We start from the raw sequence: 18639 nt of genomic DNA, 5'->3' as shown, positions 1-18639 counted from the left end.
CCCCGCCGAGCGTACCGACCCCGGGCGACCCTCTTGACAAACCCGGCGAGCGGGGCTTCCATCATCTATCAATACGTTTTAACTACGTGACGAAGGAGTTGCGAGGTGCCCCAGACCACCCTGTCCCGACGCACCCTCCTCGGTGCGGGCGCAGGCCTGACGATGCTCTCGGCGCTGTCCGCCGCCGGGTGCGCACCCCGTCAGGACCCGAACACCCTGACCATGTCGATCTTCGGCGACCAGAGCAGTGCGGACGAGCTCCGGGCGCGACTGCTCGAGCCGATCCGCGAGCTCGACCCGGCCGTGAAGCTGCGCGTCGTGGCCACGCCCGGCAAGGACTGGAACGAGTTCTTCGCCAAGCTCCTGACCCAGATCGCCTCCGGCAGTCGGCCCGACATCGTCAGCGTGGCGACCGAGGGTGTGCAGCTGATGGCCGGCCGCGGCCTGGCCACCCCGCTCGACGACCTCGTGACGCGGGACCTGCCCGAGATCCAGGACTACTTCGACGACGTCTCGCCGTCGCTGGTTGAGGCGATGATGCACCAGGGCAGCCTGTTCCTCCTGCCGAACGACTACAACGCCGGGCACATGTTCTACAGCCCTCCCCTGTTCGAGGAGGCCGGCGTGGCGCTGCCCTCCCCGAGCTGGACCGTGGACGACTTCTACGAGGCGGGTCGCGCGATCGCGCGACTGCCCGACGTGAACGCCTACGACTGGGTCGTGCGCCTGTGGGGCAGCTGGACCTCGTTCCTCTACGCCAACGACGGCAACCTGCTCGAGCAGCGCCGCGCGAGCGGCGGCGAGTGGCTCTGGAGCTCCGCGTACGCCGGCGACCCCGACGCCGCCGGGCGCGGTGGCGGCTGGGACTGGGGCGCCCCGACCGCCAACGACACGCCCGCCGTCGAGGCCCTGGAGCTCATGATCGAGCTCAAGAAGGAGGGCATCGCCCCCTCGCCCGACGTCGGCGGTGGTCAGACCTCGCAGGCGCTGTTCGCGGCCGGGCGCGTCGGCATGAGCGTCGGCGGCGGGTTCTGGGCCGGTGGCCTGCACAACGCCGGGATGGCCCCGGGCACGTTCGACGTCACCTACTTCCCGCGCTGGCGCTCGCAGCGCCACCTGTTCGGGACGGCCGGCTACGCCATCCTCGAGAGCTCCCAGAAGCGCGAGCTGGCCTGGGAGGTGCTGAAACGCATGACGCGGCCCGACGCGTTCGACATCCAGTTCCCCGGCAACGTCACCACCCCGGCACGGCGCTCGCTGTCCACCGCGGAGCGCTACGCCACCACCGGACCGGAGGGGTGGCGGGTCTTCTCCCAGACGCTCGTCGACTTCCCCGAGACGGCGCCGATCCCTGCGCCCAGCTACTTCAACGCCCTGTCGACCGCCCTCAACCAGCGCACGACCGAGGCGATCTCCACCGGTGACGCCCGCGCGGCGCTCGACGGCCTGCAGATCGATCTCGAGACCGCGGCGGGGGCGGCACCGTGAGCGCCGGGACGCTCGCGCGCGAGAGCGCGCGGTCGCGCCGCACCCCGGACCGCCTCGCCCCGGAGCGCCGGACGCCGGGCAGCCGCGCCCGGCGCCGCCACGAGAGCGCCTTCGGCTACGGCATGATCGCGATCGCCGCGCTGGCGATCGCCCTGTTCACCCTCGGCCCGATCCTGGTCTCGCTCGGGCTGTCGTTCTTCAGCTGGGACGTCATCTCCCCGCCCGAGTTCGTGGGCCTGGACAACTACGCGCAGATGGCCGGCGACGACCGGGTCGTGCGCTCGTTCGGCACGACGCTGCTGCTGGCGTTCGCGATCGTGGTGCTCCAGGTCGCGATCGGGCTGCTGCTGGCGCTCCTGGTGCAGCAGCGGACGCGGACGTTCACCCGATCGGTCTTCCGGACCGTCTACTACCTGCCGGCGCTGGCCTCGGCCGCCGCGGTCTCGATCTTCATGTCCTACCTGTTCAACGAGCGCTTCGGCGTCGTGAACTACTACCTGCGTCTGCTCGGCGGCAGCAACGTGCCGTGGCTGACGAGCGAGGGCGGCGCGATCGTCACGATCGTGATGGTGGCCGTCTGGCAGTCCATCGGGTTCACCTTCATCCTCTTCGTCGCCGCGCTGACCTCGGTCCCGCGCGACGTCGTGGAGGCCTCCGAGATCGACGGCGCGGGACCGGTGCGCCGGCTGACGAGCATCACCCTCCCGCTCATCAGTCCCACCGTGTTCTTCGCCTGCGTCATCGGCCTCATCAACTCGATGCAGCTGTTCGACCAGCCGTTCATCCTCACCCAGGGTGGCCCGGGCACCGCCACGACGACGGTCACGATGGTCATCTACCAGACGGCGTTCCAGAACCTGCAGTTCGGGTACGGCTCCGCCATCTCCATGGTCCTGTTCGCCGCGCTGCTCCTGCTGACAGGTGTGCAGTTCGTGCTCTCCCGGAAGCTGGTGTTCTACTCGTGACCGCGACCTCCCTCGCCCGCCGCGGCGCGCGCGTCCTCGGCCTCCTCGTCCTCGTCGTGGCCGCGATCGCCTGCTTCGGCCCGCTCCTGTGGACGCTCAGCAGCTCGCTGCGCACCCCGGCCGAGTCGTTCTCCAACCCGCCGCAGTGGATCCCGCTGAACCCGGACTTCTCCAACTACGCGGCCGTGTTCACGGACGTCTCGCTCGGCCGCTTCGTGCTGAACAGCGTGATCGTGACCGGGCTGATCGTGGTGGCCCAGGTCATCACGTGCACCCTGAGCGGGTACGCCTTCGCGATGGTCCGGTTCCCGGGGCGGGGCGCGATCTTCGCGATCTTCCTCGCCACGATGATGGTCCCGATCCAGACCACGATCATCCCGGTCTTCGTGCTGATCGCCCGGATGGGTCTCGCGGACTCCCTGGCCTCGCTCGTCATCCCGGCCATCGGCAGCGCCTTCGGCACGTTCCTCATGCGGCAGTACTTCCTGCAGATGCCGCGCGAGCTCGGCGAGGCCGCCACGGTCGACGGCGCGTCCCGGTTCCAGGTCTTCCGCCGCATCTACGCGCCGATCGCCACACCCGCCATGGCGACGCTCGCGATCCTGGCGTTCACGGGTTTCTGGGCCGAGTTCTACCGGCCGCTGATCTTCCTGCAGTCGCAGGACAACTTCACCCTGCCGCTCGGCCTGGTGACGCTGCAGGGGATCCAGGGCACCGGCAGCATCTCGATCGTCCTGGCCGGTGTGGTGCTGTCGATGATCCCGAGCGTCCTGCTGTTCGCGATCGCGCAGCGCCGGTTCGTGGAGGGCATCACGGCGGGGTCGTTCCGCTGACGGGACGGCGCGGCACCGCGTCGCTCACTGCAGGAGCAGCGTCGCCTCCCCCGTGAGGCGCTGCCCGTCGAGCTCGTGCGTGACGACGATCCGGTACGTGCCCGCGCCGGCGACCTCGCCGCCGTCGCACCGCGTGCCGTTCCACGTCAGCGACTGCGAGTCCTCGGCGTCCTCCCCCAGCAGCAGGCGGCGCGACTCGGGCGCGAACGGGCACTGCGCCGAGGACCAGACCGGGTCCTCGCCGGAGCTGATCTCGACCATCGTCGCCCCCGAGCCGAGGTCCACGAGGCACGGCACGTCGCTGGTGGTCGCCACGTCGACGGCGAGCGTCACGCCCGCGCCCACGCGGGCGCTGCGGGGGCGTCGACACCGATGCTCGCCTGCTCCGGCGTGCACCCCGTCGGCGGGGGCGGCGTCGAGCCCGGCGGGTACTCGGTCGTCTCGGGCTCGCTCGGCTCGGGTGCGGTCGCCCCGGGCGACCCGGGCTCGTCGGTCGGTCCGGGTGTCGTGCCGGAGGTCGGCGTCGTGCCCGGCGCGGCGTCGTCGGCGGACTCGACCCCCAGCGTCGCCACGAGCGCCCACACCCCCGCGGCGATCCCGGCGAGCACCAGCACCACGAGGACCGCCAGGGTCAGACGGCGACGGCGGAAGGTCGCGGGTCCGGGGCGCGGCGGCTGCTGCTTCGACCCCTGCGGCGATCGCTGCGTCGACCTCCCGGATCCCGGATTCGCGCCCAGCCGCCCCGTCGCGGGCAGACGCCGCCGCGACCCCTGCCCGGGTCGCGGCGTCTGCTCGGGCTTGGACGGCGGCACCCGGACACCGTAGGCGGCTCTCGCCCGCGCGGCGGTGAGCCCACGCCGACGTCGCGCCTGTCCCGGCGACCGCCCGACCCGCGGCATGATCGACCGCGATGCCCCCGCGCCCCGCCCCCGCCGAGACCCGCGCCGACACGGCCGGCTCAGCCGGCGCAACCGACGCCCCTCCCGACGTCGCCGCCCTCCACCGCACCCTCCTGGACTGGTACGGGGCGACGGCGCGCGACCTGCCGTGGCGCGCGCCGTCGGCCACGCCCTGGGGCGTGCTGGTCAGCGAGATCATGCTGCAGCAGACGCCCGTCGTCCGGGTCGAGGGCCCCTGGCGGGCCTGGTTGGAGCGCTGGCCGACGCCGGCCGACCTCGCCGCCGCGCCCACGGCGGAGGTGCTGCGCGCGTGGGGACGGCTGGGCTACCCGCGCCGGGCGCTGCGGCTGCAGCAGTGCGCCGCAGCGATCGTCGATCGGCACGACGGAGTGGTCCCCGCGGACGAGTCCGCGCTCCTCGCGCTGCCCGGCATCGGGTCGTACACCGCCGCAGCGGTGGCGGCGTTCGCGCACGGCCGCCGCGCCGTCGTGCTCGACACGAACGTGCGGCGGGTGCTCGGCCGCCTCACCCGCGGCGAGGCCCTGCCGCGGCCGCACCTCACGCGCGGCGAGAACGCGGCGGCCGCGGCGCTGCTGCCGACGGACGCCGCGACGTCGGCGCGCTGGAACGTGGCGGTGATGGAGCTCGGCGCCCTGGTCTGCACGGCGCGCGCGCCCCGGTGCGAGGAGTGCCCGGTCCGGGCGTCCTGCGCCTGGCTCGCCGCGGGCCGGCCGGCGGACGAGCACGCCGACCGCCGTCGCACGCAGGCCTGGAACGGCACCGATCGCCAGGTCCGCGGCCGGGTGATGGCGGCGCTGCGGGCGGCCGACGGCGCCCTGACGCGCGAGGAGCTCGTGGTGGCGGCCGGGTGCGGTGACGAGCAGGCGCTGCGGTGCCTGGCGTCGCTGGTCGACGACGGCCTGATCGGCCCGGTCGGCGAGCAGGACGGGAGCTACGCGCTCGGCGGGTGAGGCGGGATCGGCGCGGACGACCGGTGCGCCACCGGGCCGACGGCCCCCGCCGCGGCTACCGTGGACACGTGAGCGAGACACCCGCGGCGAGCGACCCCGACGTCGTGGCCGGCCTCGCCGTGCGCGCCGTCTCCCGCACGCTCCTGGCGATGGCCGCCTGCGCGGTCGGCATCGGACTGGTCGGCGCCGGCGCGGCGAGCATGGCCCAGGTCGAACGCGGAGGCGGTGGTGCCGAGGTCGTCGTCCCCGGCGTGTCCGTCCTGATGATCGGGCAGCTGGCCGCGCTCGTCGCGACCGGGCTCGCCGCCTGGGCCCTCGTGCAGCTGCTGCGACGCCGCGTCCCCGACCCCGCCCACGGCGTCGCCGGCCTGGGGCGCGCGCTCGGCCTGTGCTCGCGCTTCCTCGTGGTGGGCTGCGCCGCCGGCGTCGTCTACTGGCTCGTGGCGCGGCCGGGGACGGCCATCTCCGCGATCCTCGGCGCCGTCGTCGCCGTCCAGGTCGCGTTCGTCATCGGCCTGGTCCGCTCGCGGATCCTCGTGCTCCGGCCCCGGGCGCGGCGTCCCGCGGCCGGGCCGCCCACCCCGGCGGCCTGACCCCTCAGCCGACCGCTCGCCGCCGATCGGCGAGCGAGGCGATCATCCGGGTGTTGCCGAGGGTGTTCTGCTTGACGTGCGCCAGGTCGAGGAACTCGGCCACGCCGTCGTCGTGGCTGCGCAGGAGCTGCGCGAACACCTCGGGGTCGACGGCGTCGCCCTCGAGCGGCACGAACCCGAGGCGTGCGAAGAAGTCGGTCTCGAACGTCAGGCAGAACACGCGCTCGAGGCCGAGGTCCTCGGCGCGGTCCAGCAGCGCCGACACCAGGGCGCGCCCGACGCCGGCGCGCGCCCGGTCCTCGCGCACGGCCAGCGTGCGCACCTCCCCCAGGTCGCGCCACATGACGTGCAGGGCGCCGCAGCCGACGACGTCGCCGTCGGGCCCGACCGCGACGAGGAACTCCTGCACCGACTCGTAGTACCCGACCAGCTCCTTGGCGAGCAGGATGCGTCGCTCCGCGTAGGGGACCACGAGGTCGCGGATGTGACGGGCGTCGGCCGCGACCGCGGGGCGGATCGTCACGGCGGGTGGGGTGCTCACCCGGGCATCGTGCCACGCACGAGCGCGTTCGCCGTCGGCTCGTCGATCACGAGGTCGGTGGCGGCCCCGGCCCGCAGCGCCGCCCGCAGCGGCACGACCTTCGCCTCCCCCGCCACCACGCAGACGCGGCGGTGGATCGCCTGCAGCTGCCGCGGCGTCGGCCCCGTGGCGCGGTCGTTGATCGCGACGTCCTCCCACGAGCCGTCCTCGCGCAGGAACACGGTGCAGACGTCGCCCACGACGCCGTCGGCCGCGAGCGCCTCACGGTCCTCGGGCTCGAGGTAGCCGGAGGTGTAGACGTGCGAGGGCACGGGCGCCACGAGCGCGCCGACGCCGAAGACGGCCAGGTCGGCGCGCGCCTGGACGCCGAGGACGTGCCGCACGCTGCGCTCGCGCCACATCTGCTCGCGCGTCGCGGCGTAGTCGAAGAACGCGGGCACGGGGAAGTGCTCGGGCACGGCACCGAACGACTGCGCGAACTGGCTCACGAGGTCGGTGCCGTAGGCGAGGCCGGAGGAGAGCGTGTTCGCCGCGCCGTTGAGCTGGACCACGACGGCGTCGCGGATCGGGGTGGGCACGAGGTGGGTGGAGACGGCGGCGACGGTGGTGCCCCACGCGAGGCCGAGCGTCATCCCGTGGCCGAACCAGCCCTGCAGGAGCTGGGCGGCGTAGCGGGCGACGTGGTCGAGGCGTACGTCGTCGGTGAGCGGGCTGCGCACGGGCACGACGTGCGCGCGGACGCCGAACAGCTGCTCCACCCGCCGTGCGACGGCGCCGCCCGCCCCCGGCGCGCGCACCTGGACCTGGACCATCCCCCGCTCGCGGGCCGCCTTCAGCAGGCGGCTGACCCCTGACCGGGACATCCGCAGCTGCCGCCCGATCGTCTCCATCGTGGCGTCCTGCAGGTAGTACATGGTGGCCGCCTCGTGCATCAGCTCGTCACGCCCGCTCACGCCGTCTCCTCCCGTACTGCACGTTCGTGCACCAGTGTTGCGCAGATGTGAACTGCGGGCCAGGGTGGATCCCGGAGCCGCGGCCACCCGCCGCGCCCGACCAGGGAACACGCGCCCCCACGCGTTCCGCCGCACCAGGCACAGGAGGAACTGTGACCACCGCGATCACTCCCGCGACCCGCACCGAGGCCCTGGCGGCCATGAGCGACGACGCGGGCGTCGACGTCCTCGTCATCGGCGGCGGCGTCACCGGCGCCGGCATCGCGCTCGACGCCGCGACCCGCGGCCTGCGCACCGCCGTCATCGAGGCCCAGGACTGGGCCTCGGGCACCTCCAGCCGCTCGAGCAAGCTCGTGCACGGCGGGCTGCGCTACCTCCAGATGCTCGACTTCTCCCTCGTGCACGAGGCGCTCACCGAGCGCGACCTCCTCATCAAGGAGATCGCCCCGCACCTGGTCAAGCCCGTGCCGTTCCTCTACCCCGTGCTCAAGCAGTGGGAGCGGCCCTACATCGGCGCCGGCATCGCGCTGTACGACGTGCTCGCCACGATCGGCAGCCGCAAGGGCCGCGCGATGCCGTTCCACCGCCACCTCTCGAAGAAGGCGCTGCACCGCGCCTTCCCCGACCTCTCCGACGACGCCGCGCTCGGCGCCGTGAAGTACTGGGACGCCTCGGTCGACGACGCGCGCCTCGTGCTCACCCTCGTGCGGACGGCGGCCTCCTACGGTGCGCTCGCCGCCTCGCGCACGCAGCTCGTGGAGCTGACCAAGAGCGGCCTCGGACGGGTGAACGGCGCCGTCGTGCGCGACCTCGAGACGGGCGAGCAGCGCACCGTGAAGGCCACGCACGTCATCAACGCCACCGGCGTGTGGACCGAGGAGACCGAGTCCCTGGCCGGGACCGACGGCGGTCTCAAGGTCCTCGCGTCCAAGGGCATCCACATCGTCGTGCCGCGCGAGCGTATCCGCGGCGACGTCGGGCTGATCCTGCAGACCGAGAAGAGCGTCCTGTTCGTGATCCCGTGGTCGCGGTACTGGGTCATCGGGACCACCGACACCCCCTACGAGCAGGACCCGACGCACCCCGTGGCGACGGCGGCCGACATCGACTACGTCATCGAGCACGCCAACGCGGTGCTCGCCGAGCCGATCGGCCGCGAGGACGTCATCGGCACGTGGGCGGGTCTGCGGCCGCTGCTGCAGCCCGGCACCAAGGAGGGCACCTCCTCGGCCAAGGTCTCGCGCGAGCACACCGTCGCCTCCCCCACCCCGGGCCTCACCGCGATCGCGGGCGGGAAGCTCACGACGTACCGCGTGATGGCCAAGGACGCCGTCGACTTCGCGCTCGGCGACCGCGCGCGCTCCCTGCCCTCCATCACCGAGCGCATCCCGCTCATCGGCGCCGTCGGCCTCCAGGCCGTCAAGCGTCAGACGGGCCGCCTCGAGCGGCGCTTCGGGTGGAGCACCGCGATGGTCGACCACCTCCTGCACCGGTACGGCTCGGCGCTGCGCGACCTGCTCGCCGCCATCGAGGAGCAGCCCGACCTCGCCCGACCGCTCGAGCACGCACCCGCCTACCTGCGCGCCGAGATCCACTTCGCAGCCACGCACGAGCAGGTGCTCCACCTCGAGGACGTGATGCTGCACCGCACCCGTCTGTCCTACGAGATCGCCGACGCCGGCCGCGCCGCGCTGGACGAGATCGCCGCGATCGTCGCCGGCGTGCTCGGGTGGGACGAGGCGAAGGTCGAGGCCGAGAAGGCGTCCTGGATCGAGCGCGTCGAGGCCAGCGAGGCCGCGGCGCTCACCACGACCGACGCCGACGCCGAGGCGGCGCGCCTCGCCGCCGCCGACGTCGCCCCCATGCAGCCGCTGCAGCCCGCAGCGTCCTGAGATCCCCGGGGCGGCGCCGCCGCCCCCACCGTCGTGGCGGTGCACCAGCGCCGCCCTCACAACGAAGTGAAAGAGGTCGTCCGTGAGCAACATCTTCCTCCCCGAGCTCGTCGGGACCGCCCTGCTGATCCTCCTGGGCGGTGGCGTCGTCGCCAACGTCGTGCTCAAGGGCACCAAGGGCAACGCCGGCGGCTGGCTGCTGATCAACTTCGGTTGGGGCCTCGCGGTCTTCACCGGTGTCTACGCCGCGTTCAAGTCCGGCGCCCACCTCAACCCCGCCGTGACGTTCGGCCTGTGGGCGAGCGGCGGTGACCTGTTCGGGGGCAACCCCGACCTCGGCCTCGAGGCGATCCCCGCCACCGCCGGCAACATCCTGCTCTACCTCGTGGCGCAGCTGCTCGGCGCGATCATCGGCGCCGTCCTGGTCTACCTGGCCTACAAGCAGCACTTCGACGCCGAGGAGGACCCGGGCGCCAAGCTCGGCGTGTTCGCCACCGGCCCCGCGATCCGCTCCTACGGCTGGAACTTCGTGACCGAGGTGCTGGCGACGTTCGTCCTCGTCTTCATCGTCGTGATGTTCGGCAACACGCCCTCGGGACTCGGCCCGCTCGCCGTCGCCCTCCTCGTGGTCGGTATCGGCGCCAGCCTCGGTGGCCCCACCGGCTACGCGATCAACCCTGCCCGCGACCTCGGTCCGCGCATCGCGCACGCCCTCCTGCCGATCAAGGGCAAGGGCACCTCCGACTGGGGCTACGCCTGGGTGCCGATCGTCGGCCCGCTGGTGGGCGGCGTCCTCGGCGGCCTCGCCGGCGCGGCGATGGCCTGACCCGCACCCACCACCTCGCACCACCACCGCAGCACCCGTACGACACACCCCCACACGACGAAGTGAAAGGACCCCACCGTGGCTGACTACGTCCTCGCCATCGACCAGGGCACCACGAGCTCCCGCGCGATCATCTTCGACCACTCCGGGTCGATCGTCGCGACCGGCCAGAAGGAGCACGAGCAGATCTTCCCGAAGGCCGGCTGGGTCGAGCACGACCCGGCCGAGATCTGGACCAACGTGCGCGACGTCGTCGGGCAGGCCCTCGGCCGCGCGAGCCTCCAGGCCAAGGACATCGTCTCGATCGGCATCACCAACCAGCGCGAGACCGCGGTGGTCTGGGACAGGAACACCGGCGAGGCGGCCTACAACGCGATCGTCTGGCAGGACACGCGCACGCAGAAGATCTGCGACCGGCTCGCCGAGAACGGCGGTGACGACCGCTACAAGGACAAGGTCGGTCTGCCGCTGGCGACCTACTTCGCCGGCCCGAAGATCGCCTGGATCCTCGAGAACGTCGAGGGTGCGCGCGAGAAGGCCGAGGCGGGCGACCTCATCGCCGGCACGGTCGACTCCTGGGTGCTGTGGAACATGACCGGCGGGCCCGACGGCGGTGTGCACGTCACCGACGTCACGAACGCCTCGCGCACCCTCCTGATGAACCTCGACACGCTCTCGTGGAACGAGGACATCGCGAAGGACATGGGCATCCCGCTGTCGATGCTCCCCGAGATCCGCTCATCCTCCGAGGAGTACGGCAAGGGCCGCGAGGGCGGCCTGCTCGCCGGCGTGCCGATCGCCGGCATCCTCGGCGACCAGCAGGCGGCGACGTTCGGCCAGGCGTGCTTCGAGGTCGGCATGGCCAAGAACACCTACGGCACCGGCAACTTCATGCTCATCAACACGGGCACCGAGATCGTCCCGAGCGAGAACGGCCTGCTGACCACCGTCTGCTACAAGATCGGCGACCAGCCCACGGTCTACGCCCTCGAGGGCTCGATCGCGGTCTCCGGCTCGCTGGTGCAGTGGCTGCGCGACAACCTCAAGGTCATCTCCTCGGCGCCGGAGATCGAGAAGCTCGCCGAGACGGTCGAGGACAACGGCGGTGCGTACTTCGTGCCCGCGTTCTCGGGTCTGTTCGCGCCGCACTGGCGCAGCGACGCCCGCGGCGCGCTCGTCGGGCTGACGCGGTACGTCAACATCGGTCACATCGCGCGCGCCGCCCTCGAGGCGACGGCGTTCCAGACCGCCGAGGTGCTCGAGGCCATGAACGCCGACTCCGGCGTCAACCTCACCGAGCTCAAGGTCGACGGCGGCATGGTCGCCAACGACGTCCTCATGCAGTTCCAGGCCGACGTCCTCGGCGTCGACGTCGTGCGCCCGAAGGTCGCCGAGACCACCGCCCTCGGTGCCGCCTACGCGGCCGGGATCGCCGTCGGCTTCTGGTCGGGCGAGCAGGACGTCATCGACAACTGGTCCGAGGACAAGCGCTGGACCCCGTCGATGGACGAGGCCGAGCGCGGACGCCTGCTACGCAACTGGAAGAAGGCCGTCACGAAGACCCTGGACTGGGTCGACGACGACGTCGAGCAGTAGCCCGAACACCGACGGAGCCCGCCGGGTCGAAGGTCACGATGTGGCCACGATCCGGCGGGCTCCGTCGTCCGCGTGAGCCAGGTCACGGACCCGGGGGTACCGTGGACGCCGTCCTCAACGTCGCGGGCACCCGTGCTGTGGCCGGTCGCAGTCCCCCTGCCGACCGGCCACAGCCTTCGGTACCGGTCGCGTCAGAACACCGATCCGCGACCCAGCAGCCAGGCCGCGACCCCGACGGCGAGCAGCACCGAGCACAGGACGATCGACGGCCGGCGCCGGATCAGGCGGGCGAGCGCCACGATCGTCCCGGCGAGCAGGACCACCGGGATCCCGAACAGCAGGGCGGTCCACCAACCCGGCTCGATCAGCGAGAAGATCCCGATGAAGCCCGCGAAGAATCCCACGAGCACGTTCAGCGGGACCGACAGGCCGAACAGGGTCCAGCCGACGGCGAGCGTCGCCCCGGGACGGTGCCGCGGCGCGTCCCAGGGCTGGGCGGGCGCGTAGACGTGGGGGTACGCCGTGGCCTGGCCGGCACCGGTGCCGGCGTGCGGCGAAGGTGGGTGCGGGGAGGGCGGGAACGCCGAGGGCGGTGGCGGGAGGGGCGGAGGCGGTGCTTCGTGCCCGGAGTCCGCACCCCGGTGGCCTGCGCCGTCGTACGGCTCCGTCATACTGCTCCCTCGGGTGGCGAGCCACCATGATGACCCGTCGCACCATCGGGACGGTGGACCGGTCGTCCGCCGTCGGTCACGAGGCAATCCACGACGCCGTCCGTCATGACAGTGCGCAGCTCGGTGCGACGACCCGCCCTCACGCACGCGGCCGCACCGATGGCACGCTGGCGTCATGGCCCGCACCCTGCGCACCCTCCTCACCGACGACGTGCTGGCGCGCATCCACGACCGCGCCGCCGGGCACGACGCCACCAACACCTTCCCCGACGCCGACCTCGCGGATCTCGTCGACCTCGGGTACCTGCGCGCGTTCGTCCCGGAGCCGCTCGGCGGCGCCGGGCTGAGCCTCGAGGAGGTGGCGCGGGAGCAGATGAGGCTGGCGGCGGCCGCCCCGGCGACGGCGCTCGCCGTCGGGATGCACCTGATCGTCACGGGACTGGCGGCACGCCTGGTGGCGGGCGGCGACGACTCGGTCGCGTTCGTGCTGCGCGACGCCGCGGCCGGCGAGATCTTCGCGTTCGGCAACTCCGAGGCGGGCAACGACCTCGTCATGTTCGACTCGCTCACCCGCGCCGAGCCCGACGGCGCGGGCGGGTTCCGCTTCCACGGCACCAAGATCTTCACCTCGCTCGCGCCGGTGTGGACCCGGCTGGCGACCTTCGGCCGCGACGACTCCGACCCCGACGACCCGCGGCTCGTGCACGGCGTCGTCACGCTGGAGGGGACGCGGACGATCGACGACTGGGACACGCTCGGCATGCGGGCGACGCAGTCGCGCAGCACCGTGCTGGAGGGCGCGCACGCCCCCGCCGACCGCGTCTACCGGTCACTCCCGGTGGGTCCGAGCGCGGATCCGTTCATGTTCGCGCTGTTCGCGACGTTCGAGGTGCTCATCGCGGCGGCCTACACGGGGATCGCCGGGCGCGCCGTGGAGCTCGGGGCCGAGTCGGCGCTCGGCCGTCGCTCCCGCCGGGGTGAGGGTGAGCCGCTCGCGCACGACGCCGACGTGCGCCGCGCCATCGCGGAGGCAGCCACCCGGCACGACGGCGCGCGGCTCCAGGTCCTCGCGCTCGCGCGCGACGTGGACGAGGGCACCGACCACGGCGCGCGCTGGTTCGCGCAGCTCGTGGGACTGAAGGTGCGGGCGGTGGCGGACGCGCGCGCCGTCGTCGAGTCGGTCGTCGCGGTGAGTGGCGGCGCGGCGTACCGGACCGGGAGCGAGGTCGGGCGCCTGTACCGGGACGTGCTCGCCGGGATCTTCCACCCGAGCGACGAGCGCTCGGCGCACCGCACGATCGCCACCTCGATCCTGGGTCCGCTCCCCCAGCCCTGACCCGCGCCCCTGCCCCCGCCCTCACCCCCGCCGAGAACGGCCGGTGCTGCTCGAAACATGCGGTCGAGCCGCACCGAGCGTTCTCGTCCGGCGTGCGGGCCGCCGAGAACGGCAGGTGCGGCTCGACGGGCAGCCCCGAGCAGCACTGGGCGTTCTCGGCGGGCGAGGGGTAGCCGGGGCACGGGGGCACGCGGGCACGCGGGCACGCGGGCAGAGGCGGGCCGCCGGTGGACACGCGGCGGGGGGCATGTTTGGATAGCGCTTACCGTCAATGTCGACAGCGAGGACCCCCATGACCCACGCACCCGCCGCACGCGCCGACCACCCCGTCGCCCTCGTCACCGGCGGCAGCCGCGGCATCGGGCTCGGGATCACGCAGCGCCTGCTCGCCGACGGGTACGCCGTCTCGATCCTCGCCACCCGCGAGGCGCCCGCCGAGGTCCTCGACCCGCTGCGCGAGCTCGCCGGGGACCCCGCACGCGTGCGGTACGTCGCCGGCTCCGTGGCCGACCCCGCCGACCACGCCCGATACGTCGCGGACACCGTCGACGCCTGGGGCCGTCTCGACCTCCTCGTCAACAACGCCGGCGTCGCCCCGAGCGTGCGCGCCGACATCCTGGAGGCGAGCACCGAGAGCTTCGACCGCGTGATCGGTATCAACCTGCGCGGCCCGTACTTCCTCACGCAGCACTTCGCGAACCGCGTGCTCGAGCTGCGCGACGCCGCGGCGCACACCCCCGACGACACCACCCCGCTCGCCACGATCATCAACGTCTCCTCCACCTCGGCCGTCACCGTGAGCGTCAACCGCGGCGACTACTGCCTGAGCAAGGCCGGTGTCGGCATGGCCACCCAGCTGTTCGCCGCCCGCCTCGCCCCCGAGGGGATCGTGGTCTACGAGGTCCGCCCCGGTGTGATCGAGACCGACATGACGGCCGGCGTCAAGGAGAAGTACGACGCGTTCTTCGCCGGCGGGAACGTACCGATCGCCCGCTGGGGGCGACCTGCCGACGTCGCGGGCGCCGTCGCCGTCCTCGCCTCCGGCCAGATGCCCTACTCCACCGGTGAGGTCGTCAACGTCGACGGCGGCTTCCACATCCCGACGCTCTGAGGACGAGGACCCGATCGTGACGATCCAGCGACCCGAGCCCTCCCTCACCCGCATCGACGGCCTCGACGTCCCCGTCCTGACCGCCCGCACCGTCGTGGTCGGCACCGGCTCGGCGGGCTACTGCGCCGCCGACCGGCTGCACGACCTCGGTGCCGACGACGTGGTCGTCGTCGCGGACAAGATCGGGGCCGGCGCGAGCCGCAACGCCGGCAGCGACAAGCAGACGTACTACAAGCTGACCCTCTCGGGCGGCGACGACGACTCCGTGCACGAGATGGCCCAGACCCTGTTCTCGGGCGGTGCGATGGACGGCGACAACGCGCTCGCCGAGGCCGCGCTCTCCGCCCGCGGGTTCCTGCACCTCGTGGACCTCGGCGTCCCGTTCCCGCAGAACCGCTACGGCGAGTTCATCGGCTACAAGACCGACCACGACCCGCGCCGTCGGGCGACCTCGGTCGGCCCGTACACGAGCCGCTCGATGGTGACGCAGCTCGAGAAGAAGGTGCAGCGCGACGGCACGCCCGTGCTCGACGAGTGCCGCGTCGTCGACGTCGTGACGACGACCGCGCCGGACGGGAGCCGCGCCGTCGCCGGTCTGCTCGTGCTGCGCACGGACGTGCCGCACGTGCCCGACGAGGGGGACGACGACGAGCCCCGCTCCCCCTACCTCCTCCTGCGGTGCGCCAACCTCGTCTACGCCACGGGCGGCCCCGCCGGCATGTACCGCACGCGCGTGTTCCCGAACGGCCAGTGGGGTGCCTCGGGCGCCGCCTACCGCGCCGGCGTGCACGGCAAGAACCTCACCGAGTGGCAGTTCGGGCTCGCCTCGACCAAGCCGCGGTGGAACGTCTCGGGCACGTACATGCAGGTGGTGCCGCGGTTCGTCTCCTTCGACGCCGACGGCGGTGACGAGCGCGAGTTCCTCACCGAGGTGATCGACGACTACGGCCACCTCATGAGCCTGGTGTTCCTCAAGGGCTACCAGTGGCCGTTCGACATCCGCAAGGCGCGCGACGGCTCCAGCCTGATCGACCTGCTCGTCTACCGCGAGACGGTGCTCCGCGGGCGTCGGGTGTTCCTGGACTTCACGCGAAACCCGGTCCGCGACGACTTCGACCCCAGCGCGCTGTCACCGGAGGCGTACGCCTACCTCGAGCGTGCGGGCGCCCTCACCGGCACCCCGATCGAGCGCCTGCGCACCATGAACGAGCCGGCCTACCGCTTCTACCTCGAGAAGAACCCGTACGTGGACCTGGAGAAGGAGCTGCTGGAGGTCGACGTCTGTGCGCAGCACAACAACGGCGGCCTCGTGGTCGACGCGTGGTGGCAGTCCAACGTCGCCGGGTTCTTCCCCGTGGGCGAGGCCGGCGGCGCGCACGGCGTCTACCGCCCCGGCGGCGCGGCGCTGAACTCCGGCCAGGTGGGCGCGACGCGCGCGGCGCAGTTCATCGCGGCCCGGCGCGACGCCGATGCGGCCCCGCTCCTGGACGACGCCGCGTTCGCGGCCGCCGCGGCGCCCGTGGTCGCGAACGCCCAGGGCCTGGTGGCGGCGGCGACCTCCGCGCCGCGGCCGGGGACGCCGAGAACACCGGCGACATCCTGCGCGCGGTCCAGGCGCTCATGAGCGAGAAGGCCGGTCCCGTGCGCAGCGCCGCCTCGATCGAGGAGGCCCTGGCGGAGGTGCGCGCCTGGCTCGCGACCTACGCGGGCGACGTCGTCGCCTCCGCCTCCTCGCGGCAGTCGGTCAACCGGGTCTTCCTCGTGCGCGACACGCTGACCGCGGCCTTCGTCTACCTGTCGGCGATGCGCGACTACGTGGCGCACGGCGGTCGCTCGCGCGGATCGGTGCTGTACTCCGACGCCGAGGGCGACCTGCCGCAGCGCAGCTGGGGTCCGTCGGCCGGCGAACCGCTGGCCGACCTGCCCGAGGTGTTCCGGTTCCGGCTCGACGGCGGGGCGCTCGACGACGTCGTGCAGGAGTCCGCCCTGCTCGCGCCCGAGGAGGGGGTCGGGGACTCGCACGTGCCGGACGGCGAGGGCTGGGAGGCGGCACCGTTCGCCGACGCGGGCGACGCGGCCGGCCACGGGGAGGCGGGCTCCCCGCCTTCCGCTGGCGACCGCGCCGACCGGTGCCCGCCGACGACGACTTCTTCGAGAACGTCTGGCGCGACTTCCGCGAGAGCGGCAACGTCTACTGACGCCGACCGACGCGGCGCCGGCTCAGCCCTCGGAGTCCTCGGGCCGCACGCGGAAGCCGCGGGCCAGGTTGTCCCGCAGCTCGGCGGCGTTCTGCCGCACGACGTAGGCGGGCCGGTCGCGCTCGACCCGCCAGGACTCCGCCAGCGAACCGACGGAGACGGTGTCGAACCCGAGGCGGTCGTAGAGCTCGGTCACCAGCGCGATCGCCTCGGGCGAGTCCGACGCGGTCGCGAGCGCCCGGCGGTCCGGCGTGCCGGCGGGCGCCCCGGTGGTGGTGATGCCCGCCGCCTCGATGTGGTTGAACGCCTTGGCGACCACGGACGTCGGCAGGTGCTGCTGCAGCATCCCGCTCACCGTCGCCTCGCCGCGGTCCAGCTCGGCGATGTGACCGTCGCGCTCCCAGTAGTAGTTGTTCGTGTCGAGCACGACCTTGCCGGCCAGCTCCGCCACGGGCACCTCGCGGTAGGCGCGCAGCGGCACCGTCACGACGGCGACGTCCGCCGCCTCCGCGGCCTCGCGCGCCGTCGCGGCCCGTGCGCGGTCGCCCAGCTCCGCGACGAGGTCGACCAGCGTCTCCGGCCCGCGCGAGTTCGCGATGACCACGTCCTCGCCGAGCGCGACGAGCGCGCGCGCCACCTGGGCGCCGATGTTGCCTGCTCCGATGATCCCGTAGGTCGTCATGCACGGCACAACGACGGCGGGACCCCCGCGCATTCCGCAGGAGCCCCGCCGTCGTCCGTCGCGCGTGGCCGGGCCCGGACCTACAGGTGCGGCGCCACGTGCCGCCGGTAGCGCTCGACCATCGTCGCCAGCGTGGCCTCGGCCGGCGCGTCCCAGACCTCGGCGTTGAAGATCTCGACCTCGACGTCACCCCGGTACCGCGTCGCCGCGATCCAGTTCGTGATCGAGGCGAAGTCGACGTACCCGTCACCGACGTGCCCGCGCGAGAGCAGCGGGTCGGCCGCGAGCGGGAGCGTCCAGTCGCACACCTGGTAGGAGGCGATGCGCTTCTCCATCCCGGCCCGGTGGATCTGCGAGCGCAGCCGCGGGTCCCACCACACGTGGTAGGTGTCCACCACCACGCCGACGGCGGAGCTCTCGAACTGCTCCGCCATCGTCAGCGCCTGGCCGAGCGTGGAGATCACGGCGCGGTCCGCCGCGAAGATCGGGTGCAGCGGCTCGAGCACGAGGCGCACCCCGTGCTGCGCCGCGAACGGCACGAGCTCGCCGATCCGGTCGGCCACCCGGGCGCGTGCACCGACGAGGTCGCGGCCGGGATCGACACCGCCGGCACCCGCCGCGGCCCCGGAAGCTCCGGGACCACCGTCGGCCGCCACCGGCGCGTACGGCGCCGCCGGCCCCCGGGCGCCGTCGCCGCGGGCAGCCCGCCCACGACCATGATCAGCTCGGTGGCCCCGATCGTCGCGGCCTCCTCGATCGCCCTGCGGTTGTCCTCGAGCGCGGCGCGGCGGCCCTCGGTGTCGACGGCGGTGAGGAACCCGCCGCGGCACAGCGAGGACGCGCGCAGCCCGTGGTCGGCCAGGATCCGCGCGGCAGCCGGCGCCCCGACCTCCTGCACCCGGTCGCGCCACGGCCCGATCGCGCTCAGCCCCGCGTCGGCCGCCACCTGCGCCGCCTGCGCGAGCGTGAGGTGCTTGACGGTCGCGGTGTTGAGCGAGAGGCGCGCGAGGTCGGCCGGACGGCCCGCGTCGACGTCGACGACCGGCGCCGGGAGTGTCCCCAGCGCGCCGTCGCCCCCGAGGGC

Annotated in this window: 17 protein-coding genes and 1 pseudogene; 11 read left to right on the top strand and 7 right to left on the bottom strand. The window is 73.2% G+C overall.

The window, feature by feature from the left end; genetic code table 11:
• The first annotated feature begins 105 nt into the window (after nucleotides 1-105).
• The 3 genes from QQK22_RS01555 to QQK22_RS01545 are packed head-to-tail and all read left to right on the top strand — an operon-like array spanning nucleotide 106 to nucleotide 3286.
• Nucleotides 106-1488, top strand: a complete 1383-nt coding sequence (locus tag QQK22_RS01555; RefSeq protein WP_284248898.1) for an ABC transporter substrate-binding protein — start codon at nucleotides 106-108, stop codon at nucleotides 1486-1488.
• On the top strand, nucleotides 1485-2453 hold the full coding sequence (locus QQK22_RS01550; protein ID WP_284248896.1) for a carbohydrate ABC transporter permease: 969 nt from the start codon (nucleotides 1485-1487) through the stop codon (nucleotides 2451-2453). Before QQK22_RS01555 ends, QQK22_RS01550 begins: the two co-directional genes overlap by 4 nt.
• Complete coding sequence (locus QQK22_RS01545) at nucleotides 2450-3286, top strand: carbohydrate ABC transporter permease (RefSeq protein WP_284248894.1); 837 nt, start codon at nucleotides 2450-2452, stop codon at nucleotides 3284-3286. Before QQK22_RS01550 ends, QQK22_RS01545 begins: the two co-directional genes overlap by 4 nt.
• A 24-nt stretch (nucleotides 3287-3310) precedes the next feature.
• On the opposite strand, the gene QQK22_RS01540 is transcribed toward QQK22_RS01545, so the two are convergent.
• The gene (locus QQK22_RS01540; RefSeq protein ID WP_284248892.1) at nucleotides 3311-3619 is read right to left on the bottom strand and encodes a hypothetical protein; all 309 of its coding nucleotides are present in this window, start codon (nucleotides 3617-3619) and stop codon (nucleotides 3311-3313) included.
• Nucleotides 3616-4098: a hypothetical protein gene (locus QQK22_RS01535; RefSeq protein WP_284248890.1), complete on the bottom strand. Its 483-nt coding sequence runs from the start codon at nucleotides 4096-4098 to the stop codon at nucleotides 3616-3618. Before QQK22_RS01535 ends, QQK22_RS01540 begins: the two co-directional genes overlap by 4 nt.
• A gap of 98 nt (nucleotides 4099-4196) precedes the next feature.
• Here QQK22_RS01535 and QQK22_RS01530 point away from each other — a divergent pair, with 98 nt between their 5' ends.
• The gene (locus tag QQK22_RS01530) at nucleotides 4197-5156 is read left to right on the top strand and encodes an HhH-GPD family protein (protein WP_284248888.1); all 960 of its coding nucleotides are present in this window, start codon (nucleotides 4197-4199) and stop codon (nucleotides 5154-5156) included.
• A 68-nt stretch (nucleotides 5157-5224) separates the two neighbouring features.
• Nucleotides 5225-5749 carry a hypothetical protein gene (locus QQK22_RS01525; protein ID WP_284248886.1) on the top strand — a complete coding sequence of 175 codons (525 nt, stop codon included), beginning with the start codon at nucleotides 5225-5227 and terminating at the stop codon, nucleotides 5747-5749.
• A 4-nt stretch (nucleotides 5750-5753) separates the two neighbouring features.
• Here the strand turns inward: QQK22_RS01525 and QQK22_RS01520 are convergent, their stop codons facing one another.
• Nucleotides 5754-6290 (bottom strand): amino-acid N-acetyltransferase, encoded by a 537-nt coding sequence (locus tag QQK22_RS01520; RefSeq protein WP_284248884.1) that lies wholly within the window; start codon nucleotides 6288-6290, stop codon nucleotides 5754-5756.
• A complete protein-coding gene (locus QQK22_RS01515; protein ID WP_284248882.1) occupies nucleotides 6287-7243 on the bottom strand; it encodes a sugar-binding transcriptional regulator in 957 nt (318 codons plus the stop codon). Before QQK22_RS01515 ends, QQK22_RS01520 begins: the two co-directional genes overlap by 4 nt.
• Before the next feature lie 200 nt (nucleotides 7244-7443).
• Here QQK22_RS01515 and QQK22_RS01510 point away from each other — a divergent pair, with 200 nt between their 5' ends.
• The 3 genes from QQK22_RS01510 (at nucleotide 7444) to glpK (ending at nucleotide 11557) form a co-directional block, all read left to right on the top strand.
• Complete coding sequence (locus QQK22_RS01510) at nucleotides 7444-9135, top strand: glycerol-3-phosphate dehydrogenase/oxidase (protein WP_284252479.1); 1692 nt, start codon at nucleotides 7444-7446, stop codon at nucleotides 9133-9135.
• Nucleotides 9136-9217: 82 nt separating this feature from the next.
• Nucleotides 9218-9961 (top strand): MIP/aquaporin family protein, encoded by a 744-nt coding sequence (locus tag QQK22_RS01505; RefSeq protein WP_284248879.1) that lies wholly within the window; start codon nucleotides 9218-9220, stop codon nucleotides 9959-9961.
• A 78-nt stretch (nucleotides 9962-10039) separates the two neighbouring features.
• On the top strand, nucleotides 10040-11557 hold the full coding sequence (gene glpK / locus QQK22_RS01500; protein ID WP_284248877.1) for a glycerol kinase GlpK: 1518 nt from the start codon (nucleotides 10040-10042) through the stop codon (nucleotides 11555-11557).
• A 191-nt stretch (nucleotides 11558-11748) separates the two neighbouring features.
• On the opposite strand, the gene QQK22_RS01495 is transcribed toward glpK, so the two are convergent.
• The gene (locus tag QQK22_RS01495) at nucleotides 11749-12228 is read right to left on the bottom strand and encodes a hypothetical protein (RefSeq protein WP_284248875.1); all 480 of its coding nucleotides are present in this window, start codon (nucleotides 12226-12228) and stop codon (nucleotides 11749-11751) included.
• A 175-nt stretch (nucleotides 12229-12403) separates the two neighbouring features.
• On the opposite strand from QQK22_RS01495, the gene QQK22_RS01490 reads away from it, so the two are divergent.
• The 3 genes from QQK22_RS01490 to QQK22_RS01480 all read left to right on the top strand — a co-directional run bounded on the left by QQK22_RS01490 (nucleotide 12404) and on the right by QQK22_RS01480 (nucleotide 16299).
• Nucleotides 12404-13564 carry an acyl-CoA dehydrogenase family protein gene (locus tag QQK22_RS01490; RefSeq protein WP_284248873.1) on the top strand — a complete coding sequence of 387 codons (1161 nt, stop codon included), beginning with the start codon at nucleotides 12404-12406 and terminating at the stop codon, nucleotides 13562-13564.
• 292 nt (nucleotides 13565-13856) lie between these two features.
• Nucleotides 13857-14675 carry a 3-ketoacyl-ACP reductase gene (locus tag QQK22_RS01485; RefSeq protein WP_284248871.1) on the top strand — a complete coding sequence of 273 codons (819 nt, stop codon included), beginning with the start codon at nucleotides 13857-13859 and terminating at the stop codon, nucleotides 14673-14675.
• 16 nt (nucleotides 14676-14691) lie between these two features.
• Nucleotides 14692-16299: an FAD-dependent oxidoreductase gene (locus QQK22_RS01480; protein ID WP_284248869.1), complete on the top strand. Its 1608-nt coding sequence runs from the start codon at nucleotides 14692-14694 to the stop codon at nucleotides 16297-16299.
• Between the two features lie 596 nt (nucleotides 16300-16895).
• Here QQK22_RS01480 and QQK22_RS01475 read toward each other — a convergent pair.
• Nucleotides 16896-17555: an NADPH-dependent F420 reductase gene (locus tag QQK22_RS01475; RefSeq protein WP_284248866.1), complete on the bottom strand. Its 660-nt coding sequence runs from the start codon at nucleotides 17553-17555 to the stop codon at nucleotides 16896-16898.
• A gap of 80 nt (nucleotides 17556-17635) precedes the next feature.
• Nucleotides 17636-18618 (bottom strand): annotated as a pseudogene (locus QQK22_RS01470) (sugar phosphate isomerase/epimerase family protein).
• Nucleotides 18619-18639: the final 21 nt, after the last annotated feature.

This window comes from Litorihabitans aurantiacus (genome assembly GCF_030161595.1).
Taxonomy (GTDB): Bacteria; Actinomycetota; Actinomycetes; order Actinomycetales; family Beutenbergiaceae; genus Litorihabitans; species Litorihabitans aurantiacus.
The sequence above is the reverse complement of the archived record's forward strand: the minus strand, read 5'-3'. Positions and strand labels throughout refer to the sequence as shown.

Coding starts and splice junctions, on each gene's coding strand:
- QQK22_RS01530 (WP_284248888.1), top strand. CDS start 4,197: ATGCCCCCGCGCCCCGCCCCCGCCGAGACCCGCGCCGACACGGCCGGC.
- QQK22_RS01495 (WP_284248875.1), bottom strand. CDS start 12,228: ATGACGGAGCCGTACGACGGCGCAGGCCACCGGGGTGCGGACTCCGGG.
- QQK22_RS01485 (WP_284248871.1), top strand. CDS start 13,857: ATGACCCACGCACCCGCCGCACGCGCCGACCACCCCGTCGCCCTCGTC.
- QQK22_RS01475 (WP_284248866.1), bottom strand. CDS start 17,555: ATGACGACCTACGGGATCATCGGAGCAGGCAACATCGGCGCCCAGGTG.
- QQK22_RS01510 (WP_284252479.1), top strand. CDS start 7,444: ATGAGCGACGACGCGGGCGTCGACGTCCTCGTCATCGGCGGCGGCGTC.
- QQK22_RS01490 (WP_284248873.1), top strand. CDS start 12,404: ATGGCCCGCACCCTGCGCACCCTCCTCACCGACGACGTGCTGGCGCGC.